Raw genomic sequence first — 13,304 nt, 5'->3', positions numbered from 1 at the left:
CCGAATTCGCTCATGTGATCGACGACTTATTCATCCATTGCGGCGCGCATGGCTTTAAGTAAATCGACTATTTCGGAACAAGCCTGCTCCGGATTATCCAAATTCGCTTCGATTTTACTGATTAAGGCACTACCGACAACGACACCATCACCTAAATGAGCCACTGTCTTTGCCGTTTCGGCATCCTTGACACCGAAGCCGATACCGATCGGCAATTGAGTATTCGCACGGATTAACTTCAGCCTTTCCTTGACATCGGCGGTGTTCAAGTGCCCTGCACCGGTCACACCTTTGAGTGAAACGTAGTAAATATAGCCACTGCCCGCCGCATCCATTTTACGAATGCGTTCTTCATTACTATTGGGCGCCAACAAAAAAACCGGATCGATACTGCGTTCTTTCAGCAGCGAAACACAGAAATCGGCCTCCTCAGGCGGCAAATCAACCGTCAGCACACCATCGATTTCGACGCGTTGCGCCGCATTGGCAAAATCTTCGTAACCCATTGCCTCGATCGGATTTAAATACCCCATCAACACGACCGGCGTTTGGTCATCCTTTCTTCTGAATTCGGCGACTATATTGAGTACTTTTCTTAAACTCATTTTATGCGCCAAGGCGCGTTCACTGGCTTTCTGAATGACCGGTCCGTCCGCCATCGGATCGGAAAACGGTACGCCAAGCTCAATAATATCAACGCCCGCTTCCACCATCGCATGCATCATCGGCACGGTAAAATTCGGATGCGGATCACCGGCCGTCAAAAATGGAATTAAAGCCTTACGGCCTGATTTGGAAAGCTCTTCGAATTTTGCGGCTAAACGGCTCACAGTTCTATTCCCTCGCGTTGCGCCAAGGTCATGATATCTTTATCGCCACGACCGGAAAGATTGATAATAATAATGCTGTCTTTGGGCATGGTCGGCGCCAGCTTTGTCGTATAGGCAATCGCATGACTCGATTCCAGCGCAGGGATAATGCCTTCCATTTCGGTTAAATCATGAAAACCCTTCAAGGCTTCATCATCGGTTATGTTGACATATTCGGCGCGCCCGCTGTCTTTCAACCAAGCATGCTCGGGTCCGACGCCGGGATAATCCAAGCCGGCCGAGATTGAATGCGTTTCGATGATTTCACCATCATCATCCTCGATCAAATAAGTCCGATTGCCGTGTAAAACTCCCGGACGTCCCGCACAAAGCGGAGCAGAATGACGTCCTGTTTCGACGCCGTCTCCGGCCGCTTCGACGCCGTACATTTTGACCGACGCATCGTCGATAAAAGGATAAAACAAACCGATCGCGTTCGACCCGCCCCCGACACAAGCGACCAGCGCATCGGGCAACCGCCCGGTCATGGTCAAACATTGTTCTTTGGCTTCACGGCCGATCACGGTTTGAAAATCGCGCACCATCGCAGGATAAGGATGAGGCCCTGCTACCGTTCCAATGATGTAGAATGTATTATCGACATTGGTAACCCAATCACGGAGCGCTTCGTTTAACGCGTCTTTCAGAGTCTTCGAACCCGATTCGACCGCAACGACTTTTGCGCCAAGCAGTTTCATTCGGTAAACATTCAAGGACTGTCGCGCGACATCGACCGCCCCCATATAAACAACGCACTCGAGTCCCAATCTGGCAGCAACCGTAGCCGTAGCTACACCATGTTGACCCGCGCCGGTTTCAGCGATGATCCGGGTTTTTCCCATGCGCTTAGCCAATAACGCCTGTCCGATCGTATTATTAACTTTATGCGCGCCGGTATGATTGAGGTCTTCTCGTTTCAAATAAAGCTGTGCACCGCCTAAATGCCGACTCCAGCGTTCGGCATGGTAAAGCGGTGAAGGGCGCCCGACATAATGCTGTAAATCGGCATCCAGTTCGGTTAAAAATTCAGGATCCTGCATATAGCGCAGATAAGCCTCTTCTAACTCTTGAATAGGCCCCATTAATGTTTCGGCAACGAATTTTCCGCCATAAGGACCGAAATGTCCGCGCTCGTCCGGCAAGTTATAATGCTGTGTCATGTTACTAACTTCTATTACCCTCGTTAATTATTCTTACGAATGCCGCCATTTTACCGGCATCCTTAATACCTTTTTCCGATTCCACGCCGCTGCTAACATCCAATGCATAAGGGCCGACCGATTCCATTGCCTGCCTGACATTGCAGGGTTCCAAACCGCCGGCCAAAATAATCGGTTTCGGGCAAGATTGCGGAATCAAATCCCAATCGAAACGGTTTCCAGAACCGCCTTTCACTCCCGGATGATAGGCATCGAGTAACAAACCGGCGGCTCCGGAATACCGTTTAGCCAAATCAGCTATATCAACGTCCTGTCGCATCCTAATTGCCTTGATATAAGGTTTATTGTACAGCTCGCAAGCATCTGGCGCCTCATCGCCGTGAAATTGCAAACAGTCGATCGGCACTCGACTCAACACTTCACGAATACGCGCCTCTTGCTCGTCGACGAACAAACCGACAACACTGGTAAAGGGCGGTAAAGCTTCGGCAATCGCAAGAGCTTGATCGATATCAATATTTCTCGGACTAGACGGATAAAAAACCAACCCGATCGCATCTACGCCTAGATGCGCCGCACGGACTGCGTCATTAACCCGGGTAAAGCCGCAAATTTTCACGCGAGTACGCATAAAGAGATAAGGGATTTAATAAAAAATTTAGCCGAATAGAATAACATAAAACAAAAGCTCTAAGCTAAGGCTAAAATGGCCTCAGCAATTCCCAGTTTGAGAAATTTCTCCGTGTTCAGGGTGCGGGGCCGAATTTTGATCTAAGGTGGTTAATACAACGACTAATGAGTATGATTTGATTCGGAGTGCTCGTGATTGTCAGGATGTAGATGATTATCACTCGGGTGATGGCTCTGAGATGAATCAGAGTGAGGGGGCTCACCACCCGAATCATGTCTATGCTCATTGACTTGCGGTTGCCCGTGCTCATGCACACTGGCTTCTTGGAGATCGATTGCCCCTTCGACTGCAACGCCGTAACGATAGACCATCAATCCGCCCAAATCGGCGCCCAAAACGACCAACACAGACAGACCCGCCGACAGCAATAGAAAAAAACCGTTTGCAGCACCTTTAAGCGACCTGCCGGCCAACAGACGCCAAACAGATAACAACGCCGACAAACTCAACACCGTAATACCAATTTGCTCATGCCTTTCCATGATGTCATGAACATTACCGCCGTGCGCAACCGTTTCACCGGCTTGCAAACCGGTATAAACAGTCACTGCTGCGCCAATCGTCCCAAAATAAAGCATCGCCGAAGCGGCACTGCGCCAAACCGGGTTACGAATCAAAGTCCCTAATAAGTCGAGAATAAAAAAACCGATTAATAAAGCGATTGGAAAATGTACTAGCAAAGGATGAATATTATCCAGTTCTGCGATTCCCGGAAATATGCTCGCAAATATGTCCGAAGGCTCTTGAGCCGCCAGACTTTCCAGAAATCCCAAAAAATGCCCGACTGACTCAGCTACCCCGCCGCCATGATCGGCGCCGCCATGAATTTGAAAAGAAAAAAAGTGATTCACATCAATTACGCTATGTTAGGTTTCGAATAAACACAATGTACTCGAAATCGTCGGAATTGCAAACTGCTAGAAAGCGATAAAGCAGACTTGTAAGAGACTTCATCCTAGCGAGTTTTGAAATCGGCCTGGTTTCGCCGTATATTAACGGCCTGTTTCCTAAAGCGACATTTCATCAATGGACACCATCAGCATTCGCGGCGCGCGCACCCACAATTTAAAAAACATCGACCTGGATCTGCCCCGCGATTCATTGATTGTCATTACCGGCCTCTCCGGTTCCGGCAAATCCTCACTGGCTTTCGACACGATTTATGCCGAAGGCCAACGGCGTTATGTCGAGTCGCTATCCGCCTACGCCCGGCAATTCCTGTCGATGATGGAAAAACCGGATGTCGATCATATTGAAGGACTATCCCCGGCGATTTCGATCGAACAAAAATCAACATCGCATAATCCACGATCGACAGTCGGCACAATTACCGAAATCTATGATTACTTGCGTTTGCTGTATGCGCGGGCAGGCACGCCTCGTTGCCCTGACCATAACGTTTCATTAGCCGCACAAACCGTCAGCCAGATGGTAGATAGCGTGCTCGAACAACCGGAAGGCGGGCGCTGGATGTTATTGGCACCCGTCATCAGCCAGCGCAAAGGGGAATACCTGCAATTGTTCGAGGACTTACGCGCGCAAGGCTTTATCAGAGCACGTATTGACGGCACCGTATACGATCTCGACGAAACGCCGGTGCTCGACCCCAAGAAAAAACACACGATCGAAGTGATCGTCGATCGATTCAAAATTCGTGACGACATCGCATTGCGCCTTTCCGAGTCATTCGAAACGGCACTTCGCATCGCAGACGGTATTGCGCTGGCCGTTTCCATGGACGACAACACGACCTTATTATTTTCCGAACGCTACGCCTGCCCCCACTGCGGATACAGCATCAGCGAATTGGAACCGCGCATTTTTTCGTTCAACAATCCGAAAGGCGCTTGCCCAACTTGCGATGGACTTGGCGTCCGCCAACACTTCGATCCGGCACTGGTGGTGCATAATCCCAATATCAGCCTAGCCGGCGGGGCGATTCGAGGCTGGGATCGGCGCAACGCTTATTATTATCAAATCATCTGCTCGCTGGCCGAACACTTCGGTTTCGATCCGGAAATCCCTTATCAGGAACTACCTGACAACATCAAAAAAGTATTATTGTTCGGCAGCGGCAACGAAGCGATCGATTTCAAATTACTTGGCGGTCCGCGCGCCGGCCAAACCAAACGCTACAGCTTTGAAGGCATCATTGCGAACATGGATCGCCGTTACCATGAAACCGACTCTCCGATGGTCCGTGAGGAACTGGCCAAATATCTATCGCAAAAAACCTGTCCCGACTGCGGCGGAGCGCGCCTAAACAAGGCCGCCCGCCATGTTTTCGTCAACGAACGCCCCTTGCACGAACTTACCCGTTTTCCGATACGCAAATCTTTACAGTTTTTCGAAGAATTGGACTTACCTGGAAAACAGGGCGAAGTGGCTGCAAAAATCATCAAGGAAATCGTCGAACGACAAGAGTTCTTGGTCAATGTCGGGCTGGACTATCTGACCCTAGATCGTAGCGCCGATACGTTGTCCGGCGGCGAAGCACAACGTATCCGACTGGCCAGCCAAATAGGCGCGGGCTTAGTCGGCGTGATGTATGTGCTCGACGAACCTTCAATCGGCCTGCATCAGCGCGATAACGATCGCTTGTTGAATACCCTGTTCCGGCTCAGGGATCTGGGTAATACCGTAATCGTCGTAGAACACGACGAAGATGCGATTCGCTCGGCCAATCATATCGTCGATATCGGCCCCGGCGCCGGTATTCACGGCGGTAGAATCGTCGCACAGGGTTCGCCGCAAGACATCATCGACTCACCCGACTCGTTGACCGGCCAGTACTTGTCGGGAAAACAAATGATTTCGATTCCGGAAAGCACGACGCCGGTCGACCCGGAAAAGCGTATCGTGATCCGCAACGCTCAAGGCAATAACCTGAAAAACGTCCATATTGCTCTGCCGGTCGGCCTACTTACCTGCATTACCGGCGTATCCGGCTCAGGGAAGTCGACGCTCATAAACGATACGCTCTACCGCTATGCTGCGCGCGCAATCAACCGAGCCGGCGCCCTGCCCTCACCGTGCGATGAAATCGAAGGCATTGAATATTTCGATAAAGTCATTGATATTAATCAAAGCCCGATCGGCCGAACACCCCGTTCGAATCCCGCCACTTATACCGGAATTTTTACGCCCATCCGGGAATTATTTGCGGCAACGCCAGAAGCTCGTTCACGCGGTTACACGCCGGGGCGCTTCAGCTTCAACGTCAAAGGGGGGCGTTGCGAGGCCTGCAAAGGAGATGGAGTCATCAAAGTCGAAATGCATTTCTTGCCGGATATTTTCGTACATTGCGACGTCTGCGGCGGTAAACGTTATAACCGTGAAACGCTGGAAATTCGCTACAAAGGCAAAGCAATCAACGAAGTATTGGACATGACCGTAGAGGACGCCGCGCAATTTTTCAGTGCCGTCCCGGTGTTATCCAAAAAACTCCATACTTTGACCGAAGTGGGATTGAATTACATCACGCTCGGACAAAATGCAGTCACGCTTTCCGGCGGCGAGGCGCAGCGCGTCAAGCTCGCAAAGGAATTGTCGAAACGCGATACCGGAAAGACGCTCTATATTCTCGACGAGCCCACAACCGGCCTGCATTTCCACGATATCAAACAATTATTGCGCGTATTACATACACTACGAGATCACGGCAATACCGTGATTGTCATCGAGCATAACCTGGACGTGATCAAAACGGCGGATTGGATTATTGATATGGGGCCGGAAGGCGGCGATGGAGGAGGCACACTGGTCGCCGAAGGTACTCCTAAACAACTGAGTAAAAACAACGCCTCTCATACCGGGCATTATTTAAAACGATTTTTTAGCTGATTTGGCGAATTGATTCGATTTTTTAACGCGGCTCAATCTTATTCGCTATCTTCATGTCTTTCTAGATCAATATTACGAAATAAGGATTGAAAACAAAAAAGGCCGGAAAGAACGCTCTTTCCGGCCTTTTTTACATTGCAAAAGCGTTATACTTTTTCTGATTCGGCTAGCGCGTTGAACGCATCGATTTTAGCTTTGCCGGTGTTGACCAATTCGACTCCGGTATCGATGACCATTTTGACAAGACCAGGAATTCGATAGACTCTCAAACCTAAATAAGCCACTATCGGAATCGCAATAAAAGCCGCAATAAATCCGTTTAAACCGAACAAGGTCATCAACTTGATCAATAATACGGCGGCATCCAGCGGCAATAAAACCATCGCTCCGAAATAAATCAATACCATGAATGTAAACAGAACGAATACGACGAACTGGAGAAGTCTAACTAATGCGACGTTAATATTTTTCATTGTAATTTTAATTTCCCGACAATACTAAGAAGCCTCGAAGGCCGCAACATGTTCGGCCCTTTAATCGTGAAAGGGCAAGCCTTTAAAAGGCGCTTATTATACAGAAATGCGATCCAATTTCATTTTTTATTGCTCAGGCTCGTTGCGCAGGAAAAACCGATATAAAATCGCTCCTGCAATAAAACCGCCTAAATGCGCCCACCAAGCCACATCAACCATCACGCCATCAAACATCACTGAAGTCGTGGCTTTTTGCAATTGAAGAATGATCCAAAACCCCAAAAAAGCTATCGCCGGCACATGAAAAACCAATGGAAAAAATAAGATCGGTATAAAAACAATGACGCGCTCAAACGGATATAGAAAAAAATAAGCCCCCAATACGCCGGCGATGGCTCCCGATGCGCCAACGACCGGTATCGTTAAATAGGGGTCGAAATAAAACTGCAAAGCCTGAGCCGATAACCCGCAAACCACATAAAAAACCAAAAAGCGACCCTTGCCCATCCGGTCTTCGACATTATCGGCAAAAATCCACATGAACAACATGTTAGTAACTAAATGAAACCAGCCTCCATGCAAAAAAAGACTGGTCAAAAACGATAAATAATAATCGGGGGGCAAGCCGAAATGAGCCGCCCAAGCGGGGCTTGAATAACGCAACGGCACCATACCGAATAGATAAGTCAAACGGTGTTTCAATTGATCGGGACTAATTTCCATCGCGATAAAGATCACGATACATAAAACCATTAAACTCCAAGAAACAATCGGCCTTGAATAACACGGAGCGGTATCTCTAATTGGAATCATGATCTTTCCGTTTATAAACAGCTTTTCTAAAATTTAAAAAAATATCGGCCATGCCGAGAAAAGCCATGCCGACGATCGCATATTGAGGCATAACAAACAATAACAAATACGGCGGCAGCAAATAATTTTTGCTGCGCTCGGAAACGTCAACCGTACAATGTAAAACCGCCATACCATGGAAGAAAAATGGCATCGTAAAAACCAATAACAAATCATAAAGCAAGGCTTCGCTTAATACCGCTGTCACGATCAACACTACACCCAAAACGCCCAATGCATAAATGGGATATCTAACTCGGTAAAATTCCTCGGCGAATCCTCCAGGGTTGTATAAAGCCGCCTGCATCCAACGTCCGATCAACAACGATGAAGTCACTGCGAAACCGAACATCATCGCCACCAATCCATTCATCAACCGTAAAGTACCATCGGCCTCGAAACCTTGATAAGTAGCGCCTTTAACGCCTTCAACAGCCCCTTCCAACCAATTAGCCCACCATTGCGCGGCATCGCCTGATACGACCTGTATCGAAACCGCCAAGAGGGCCGCAAACACCGCCGCGACCATTATCGCCAAACTTTGCGATTGGGTAACACGCAATACTTTCGCCGAAGCCGCCAACGGCACCAACAAAAACAAAACCACCGGAGTCTCGAGGCCCGGTCTGCTTTCGACAAAAAGACTACTAATATAAACAACCAAAGCCGTTCCGATCAAAACAATCAACCAGTAGCTATCCGAACGCGACAATACGCATAATGCGATGATGCCGCAACAAAATAGCGCCAACGGCAAAACAAATTGAGATAAAGCACCCAACACGCAAGCAGCGGCCAAGGCCTGATACGGTCCCTGCATAACAAAATTCGCTAAAGCCCTCATAAATAACAATCCTCCTTAAAACCCAATCTTAAAGATAAAACCGGCGCATTAAATTTTATATTCCGTGCCCGGCGACTTTGCTGCTTAGCATATCAGCATGCTGAAAAAGATAAAATCAATGGCTATGTTCGCGTTAATAGTTGATACCTATTTGAACTCAAAGTCCGCAGAAACCAAAGGATATAGCTCTAAATAACTTGCTTTTTTCAATATTAAGCGAATTGTTGAAAGGAGGGTACGGTTGCTCGATTGGCAGATGTCTGCGGCAGGGCAGATTTTTGCTCCTGCAAAATCTGCATTCACGCCATCCATGGCGTTTGCAAATTTTTGCTCCTCGGCAATTGCTGAATTACATGGATGTAATGAATGCAGAAAATGCAGGAGCATTTTTCTGCCCTGCATCGCCTAAAGCGCCTACTGTTGGTGCCCTAATACACGCCATCCTTGGCAATCAGTCGCCGCCGTCAAGCCTACATGGACGTATTTACGGCGTCCTGTCAAGCGAGTAATCGCACCCTCTTCCACGCTCAGAGTATTGGAAAGTAATCATTGACTATTTCCTAAATGGTTTATTAATACCTTTCGCACTTCAAATTTCGGCAGTGCCCGAGGAGGCGCCGGGGTGTCCGACAAAGGCTTTGCTAGCATGGAGCTGGCATAGAGCCTACATGGACGTATTCACGGCGTCCTTTGACGGACACCCCGGCGCCGAATTTTTATCTACGATGGGTATATTCCCTTTATACTCAAAAATTAGCTAACTTTATGAAGGTATAGGGGGTGGCTAACGAGGATGTCGGCAGCAGAGCGCTGCCGTCAAGCCCCCATGGATGGGTTCACGGAGGTCCTCGATAGACACATCCCATACCTTTTATTCTTAGACGGTTTTTCAATCAAAAGGGAGTAGTAGGAAAGAGAACCGTTTCAACTGCTAACGCGAGCATAGCCAAATCAATGACGCTTCATACAGATCTCAACGACACTAAGAACTTTTATTCGAAGTTGCTTATATTTTAAACAAAACGTAACATTGTCGGATTTATCTTTACGGCGCTTCTGCTAAATTGGAAAACTGCCAGCTCAGCCAACTCATTCAAGGTTTTATGGAAACACAACCGGGACCAACGCCCTCTTTAACATTCGGCCAATTCGAGCTTGATTCACGCATCCAACAAGCCACGGAAGCCATGGGTTTCGATCGCCCAACCGAAGTACAGGCTGCCGTCATACCTTTGGCCACCGAATCCAAAGATCTTTGGGTTTGTGCAAAAACCGGAAGCGGTAAAACCGCAGCCTTTCTAATACCCGCTTTACAGTATCTGCTGCAAAATTGCCCTGCAGACAACGCGGCAAAAGTCTTGATACTCGCGCCTACAAGGGAACTGGCCAAACAAACATATAAACAATGCCGACAGTTGGCCGAATTCACTCCGATCAAGTCCGGTATGATTATCGGCGGCGAAGATTTCAAGAAACAATCCACTTTATTTGCGAAAAGTACCGCCATCATCATCGCAACTCCAGGACGCCTAATCGAAGTCATCGAGGAAGGCTCCGCCGATTTCAGCCGACTCGACCTACTCATTCTCGATGAAGCCGACCGTATGCTCGACATGGGCTTCAAAAACGATTTACTGAAAATCGCAAGCGTTTGCAAGCCGGAACGCCAAACCCTGTTATTTTCCGCGACACTTAATCCGACGATCAAAGGCATTGCTCTCACACTTCTTAAAGAGCCGGAAAAAGTCTATCTCGATGGCATACACGCAGAACATGAAGATATCGAACAGCAAATGTTGCTGGCCGACGATTTCGAACATAAGAAAAAATTATTGATCTGGCTGCTAAGCCACGAAACATATGTAAAAGCCTTGGTCTTCACCAACACCAAAGTCCATACCGATCAATTGCGCGGTCCATTGAGAGGGCAAAAACTGCGCGTAGGCTCGCTGCATGGCGACATGGACCAAAGCGAACGCAACAAAACCATGGGGTTTTTCCGAGATGGAACCATCGATATATTGGTCGCAACCGACGTTGCCGCGCGCGGTCTCGATATCGAAGGTGTGGACCTGGTCATTAATTTCGACTTAGCCCGTAACGGTAATGACTATCTGCACAGAATCGGCCGTACCGGACGAGCCGGTCGACCGGGACTTGCAATCGCATTGATCAACTCTACCGAATGGAACGTCTTGGCGGGTATCGAACGCTATCTACAACAGCGACTGACCCGGCGCACGATCAAGGAGTTGGAAGGTCGCTATAAAGGACCCAAAAAGCTCAAAGCCTCGGGAAAAGCGGCCAGTAGTAAAAACAAAAAAGCGGAACCGAAGAAGAAAGCATCCAAAATCAAAGATCGCCATCGTGACCGAAAAAAAATCGGTAAAAGACGCAAGCCAAGCGAACTGGAAAACAACGGTTAATCTCAAACTTTCAAGCGTTCGACAACTCGTCCATTCTGCAAATGTTCCTCGATAATTTCATCGATATCGGCTTGATTTTCATAACGATACCAAATGGCATCGGGATAGACGACCATTACCGGCCCTTCCTTACAACGATCCAGACAACCGGCATTGTTGATGCGACATTTGCCGGGCCCGCTCATTTTTAGCTTTTTCAATTGCGCTTTCGCATAATCTCGAAAACACTGCGCGTCATGATCTTGGCAGCAGGCCGCTCCATTCTCGCGCTGATTGGTACAGAAAAAAACATGGTGTTTAAAGTAACTCATCGCAGTATTTTAAAATTTCGTAAGATTTCTATTTCTGGTTCCCACGGTACTCCGTAGGAACCCATACCTTGGCTTCCGAGGCAAAACCGACATGCGTTCCCACGCTGAAACCGTGGGAACGAAGAATATTTGGCAAATAATTACTTCAATCGCCATCTGCAGAGCCGTCATCGACAAAATCCCGACTATCGACATCTTGAGAATCGGACCTAGTTTCAGGATCTAATTCTTGGATGGCGCCATCAGCGCCTATCAATACTGAACTTGCCAAGCCCCAAAATATACCGTGCTCGATAACGCCCGGCATGGCGTTAAGCGCGTCGTCGAGATCAACGGTATCAATCGTGGCATCAAATACGGTATCGAGTACCAAGCTTCCGTAAGACGTCACCACCAATCCGTCACCGTTTGCAGTACGTCGTAATGCCGGCCTGCCGCCTAGTTTTACCAAACTTTCTTTAACCATTCGCCAGGCAAACGGCATTACCTCGATTGGAATTGGAAAACGTTCGCCGATACGCCCAACCAACTTGCTTTTATCGATCAGAACAACGAATCGGTCGGCCGCCTTCGCCAACAATTTTTCTCGCACCAAATCGTAGCCCCGTCCTTTAAGCAGCGTCTTATCGAGGGTGACTTCATCGGCGCCATCGACATAGAGATCGATTCGCTCGGTTTGTTCGATCGACTGCAGAGGCAAACCCAATTCACGAGCCTTAATCGCGCTGACAACCGAACTGGCGATCACGATCACTTTTAAACCTTCATCTTTATGGAGGCGAGACAACTCTTTAATAAAACAGTCTGCCGTGGAACCGGTCCCGAGTCCGACCCGCATCCCGTCTTTAACAAGCTTTGCGGCATGGACTGCCACCAATTCTTTATCATTCATTGCGACTCCCAGAAGTAATCCATTCGTCAATTAAGTTTCTATATATACCTTTCGCACTTCAAATTTCGGCATTGTTGGAGGAGGCCTTGGGGTGCTCGGTAAAGGCTTTGCCAGTATGGAGCAGGCATAGAACCTACATGGACGTATTTACCCAGCACCTAAATTCCGTAGCCCATTGGCCATGGTTAACTATCTTGGATAATTCATCCAGCACCTAAATAAGCCATGATTTTAAATCATTGCCAAAGACCTATGGAATTTAGGTGCTGGGTTTACGGCGTCCTTTGACGGGGTACCCCAAGGCCGAATTTTCATCTACGATGGGTAGTAAGTGAAGTAGCGATAACAACAAACTATTGACCACCCGCCATCAACTTATAAGCCACCCCTCCGATAACTACCAGTGCAACCAAAGCCCAGCCCAGACAATCCATATATTCGCGTAGTTTCGCTTCGAGTTTTTCGCCACCTGCCACGATTAGCAACGACACCAAAAAAAACCTCGCTCCACGCCCGACTGTCGATGCCAGCACGAACGGTAAAAACACCATACTCATCACGCCGGCCGCTATCGTGAATACTTTGTAAGGTATCGGCGAAAAACCGGCCACCAAGACTGCCCAGAACCCCCAATTGGTAAACCATTGCCGGGCCAATAGAAAACCCTCCCAATAATGCGTGGTTTTTAACCAAGGCTCAAGCTGGTCGAACATAAAAAAACCGATCGCATAACCAAAGATGCCTCCCAAGACCGAAAATAACGTGGTCCATAGCGCAAATTGGAAAGCGTGTTGAGGACGGCCGAGTGCCATCGGCGCCAACATGACATCGGGCGGAATCGGAAAAAAAGACGATTCTGCAAAGCTCAAAGCGCAAAGATACTTCAAGGCATGCCGATGCCGGGACCACAATAGCGTCTTATCGTATAGCGCTTGAAACATAC

Annotated in this window: 13 protein-coding genes; 2 read left to right on the top strand and 11 right to left on the bottom strand. The window is 48.3% G+C overall.

All coding sequences use genetic code 11. The annotated features are described in order from the left end of the window. Positions 1-26 precede the first annotated feature (26 nt). From trpA to ACRJJO_RS06095, 4 genes are all read right to left on the bottom strand, one after another. On the bottom strand, positions 27-830 hold the full coding sequence (trpA, locus tag ACRJJO_RS06110; RefSeq protein ID WP_431064999.1) for a tryptophan synthase subunit alpha: 804 nt from the start codon (positions 828-830) through the stop codon (positions 27-29). Beyond that, positions 827-2,029, bottom strand: coding sequence for a tryptophan synthase subunit beta (trpB, locus tag ACRJJO_RS06105; protein WP_014147965.1), 1,203 nt, complete (start codon positions 2,027-2,029; stop codon positions 827-829). Before trpB ends, trpA begins: the two co-directional genes overlap by 4 nt. A gap of 4 nt (positions 2,030-2,033) precedes the next feature. Next, positions 2,034-2,660, bottom strand: a complete 627-nt coding sequence (locus ACRJJO_RS06100) for a phosphoribosylanthranilate isomerase (RefSeq protein ID WP_431064998.1) — start codon at positions 2,658-2,660, stop codon at positions 2,034-2,036. Between the two features lie 161 nt (positions 2,661-2,821). Next, positions 2,822-3,571 (bottom strand): DUF2231 domain-containing protein, encoded by a 750-nt coding sequence (locus ACRJJO_RS06095; protein WP_431064997.1) that lies wholly within the window; start codon positions 3,569-3,571, stop codon positions 2,822-2,824. Positions 3,572-3,746: 175 nt separating this feature from the next. Here ACRJJO_RS06095 and uvrA point away from each other — a divergent pair, with 175 nt between their 5' ends. Continuing rightward, positions 3,747-6,563, top strand: coding sequence for an excinuclease ABC subunit UvrA (uvrA, locus tag ACRJJO_RS06090; RefSeq protein WP_431064996.1), 2,817 nt, complete (start codon positions 3,747-3,749; stop codon positions 6,561-6,563). Between the two features lie 146 nt (positions 6,564-6,709). Here uvrA and ACRJJO_RS06085 read toward each other — a convergent pair whose 3' ends face one another. The 4 genes from ACRJJO_RS06085 to ACRJJO_RS06070 all read right to left on the bottom strand — a co-directional run bounded on the left by ACRJJO_RS06085 (position 6,710) and on the right by ACRJJO_RS06070 (position 9,134). Next, positions 6,710-7,036: a hypothetical protein gene (locus ACRJJO_RS06085; RefSeq protein WP_014147960.1), complete on the bottom strand. Its 327-nt coding sequence runs from the start codon at positions 7,034-7,036 to the stop codon at positions 6,710-6,712. A 126-nt stretch (positions 7,037-7,162) separates the two neighbouring features. After that, positions 7,163-7,849 (bottom strand): rhomboid family intramembrane serine protease, encoded by a 687-nt coding sequence (locus ACRJJO_RS06080; RefSeq protein ID WP_431064995.1) that lies wholly within the window; start codon positions 7,847-7,849, stop codon positions 7,163-7,165. After that, positions 7,836-8,732 (bottom strand): hypothetical protein, encoded by an 897-nt coding sequence (locus tag ACRJJO_RS06075; RefSeq protein ID WP_431064994.1) that lies wholly within the window; start codon positions 8,730-8,732, stop codon positions 7,836-7,838. The genes ACRJJO_RS06080 and ACRJJO_RS06075 overlap by 14 nt, the downstream gene beginning before the upstream one ends. Positions 8,733-8,879: 147 nt before the next feature. Then, positions 8,880-9,134: a hypothetical protein gene (locus ACRJJO_RS06070; RefSeq protein ID WP_431064993.1), complete on the bottom strand. Its 255-nt coding sequence runs from the start codon at positions 9,132-9,134 to the stop codon at positions 8,880-8,882. Between the two features lie 701 nt (positions 9,135-9,835). Here ACRJJO_RS06070 and ACRJJO_RS06065 point away from each other — a divergent pair. Next, the gene (locus ACRJJO_RS06065) at positions 9,836-11,158 is read left to right on the top strand and encodes a DEAD/DEAH box helicase (protein WP_431064992.1); all 1,323 of its coding nucleotides are present in this window, start codon (positions 9,836-9,838) and stop codon (positions 11,156-11,158) included. Positions 11,159-11,160: 2 nt separating this feature from the next. Here ACRJJO_RS06065 and ACRJJO_RS06060 read toward each other — a convergent pair whose 3' ends face one another. The 3 genes from ACRJJO_RS06060 to ACRJJO_RS06050 form a co-directional block, all read right to left on the bottom strand. After that, positions 11,161-11,469 carry a (2Fe-2S) ferredoxin domain-containing protein gene (locus ACRJJO_RS06060; RefSeq protein ID WP_404355409.1) on the bottom strand — a complete coding sequence of 103 codons (309 nt, stop codon included), beginning with the start codon at positions 11,467-11,469 and terminating at the stop codon, positions 11,161-11,163. 145 nt (positions 11,470-11,614) lie between these two features. Beyond that, positions 11,615-12,361, bottom strand: coding sequence for a ribose-5-phosphate isomerase RpiA (gene rpiA, locus ACRJJO_RS06055; protein WP_431064991.1), 747 nt, complete (start codon positions 12,359-12,361; stop codon positions 11,615-11,617). 353 nt (positions 12,362-12,714) lie between these two features. Continuing rightward, complete coding sequence (locus ACRJJO_RS06050) at positions 12,715-13,302, bottom strand: YqaA family protein (RefSeq protein ID WP_431064990.1); 588 nt, start codon at positions 13,300-13,302, stop codon at positions 12,715-12,717. Positions 13,303-13,304: the final 2 nt, after the last annotated feature.

Source organism: Methylotuvimicrobium sp. (assembly GCF_050611805.1).
Lineage (GTDB): Bacteria > Pseudomonadota > Gammaproteobacteria > Methylococcales > Methylomonadaceae > Methylotuvimicrobium.
Note: the sequence above shows the minus strand (reverse complement) of the source record. Positions and strands in the feature narration are given on the sequence as shown.

What these genes read in the sequence shown, in the direction of transcription:
- ACRJJO_RS06050 (WP_431064990.1), bottom strand. Translation starts at nt 13,302, where the DNA reads ATGTTTCAAGCGCTATACGATAAGACGCTATTGTGGTCCCGGCATCGG.
- ACRJJO_RS06060 (WP_404355409.1), bottom strand. Translation starts at nt 11,469, where the DNA reads ATGAGTTACTTTAAACACCATGTTTTTTTCTGTACCAATCAGCGCGAG.
- ACRJJO_RS06085 (WP_014147960.1), bottom strand. Translation starts at nt 7,036, where the DNA reads ATGAAAAATATTAACGTCGCATTAGTTAGACTTCTCCAGTTCGTCGTA.
- ACRJJO_RS06100 (WP_431064998.1), bottom strand. Translation starts at nt 2,660, where the DNA reads ATGCGTACTCGCGTGAAAATTTGCGGCTTTACCCGGGTTAATGACGCA.
- uvrA (WP_431064996.1), top strand. Translation starts at nt 3,747, where the DNA reads ATGGACACCATCAGCATTCGCGGCGCGCGCACCCACAATTTAAAAAAC.
- trpB (WP_014147965.1), bottom strand. Translation starts at nt 2,029, where the DNA reads ATGACACAGCATTATAACTTGCCGGACGAGCGCGGACATTTCGGTCCT.
- ACRJJO_RS06070 (WP_431064993.1), bottom strand. Translation starts at nt 9,134, where the DNA reads ATGCAGGGCAGAAAAATGCTCCTGCATTTTCTGCATTCATTACATCCA.
- ACRJJO_RS06080 (WP_431064995.1), bottom strand. Translation starts at nt 7,849, where the DNA reads ATGATTCCAATTAGAGATACCGCTCCGTGTTATTCAAGGCCGATTGTT.
- rpiA (WP_431064991.1), bottom strand. Translation starts at nt 12,361, where the DNA reads ATGAATGATAAAGAATTGGTGGCAGTCCATGCCGCAAAGCTTGTTAAA.
- ACRJJO_RS06075 (WP_431064994.1), bottom strand. Translation starts at nt 8,732, where the DNA reads ATGAGGGCTTTAGCGAATTTTGTTATGCAGGGACCGTATCAGGCCTTG.
- ACRJJO_RS06065 (WP_431064992.1), top strand. Translation starts at nt 9,836, where the DNA reads ATGGAAACACAACCGGGACCAACGCCCTCTTTAACATTCGGCCAATTC.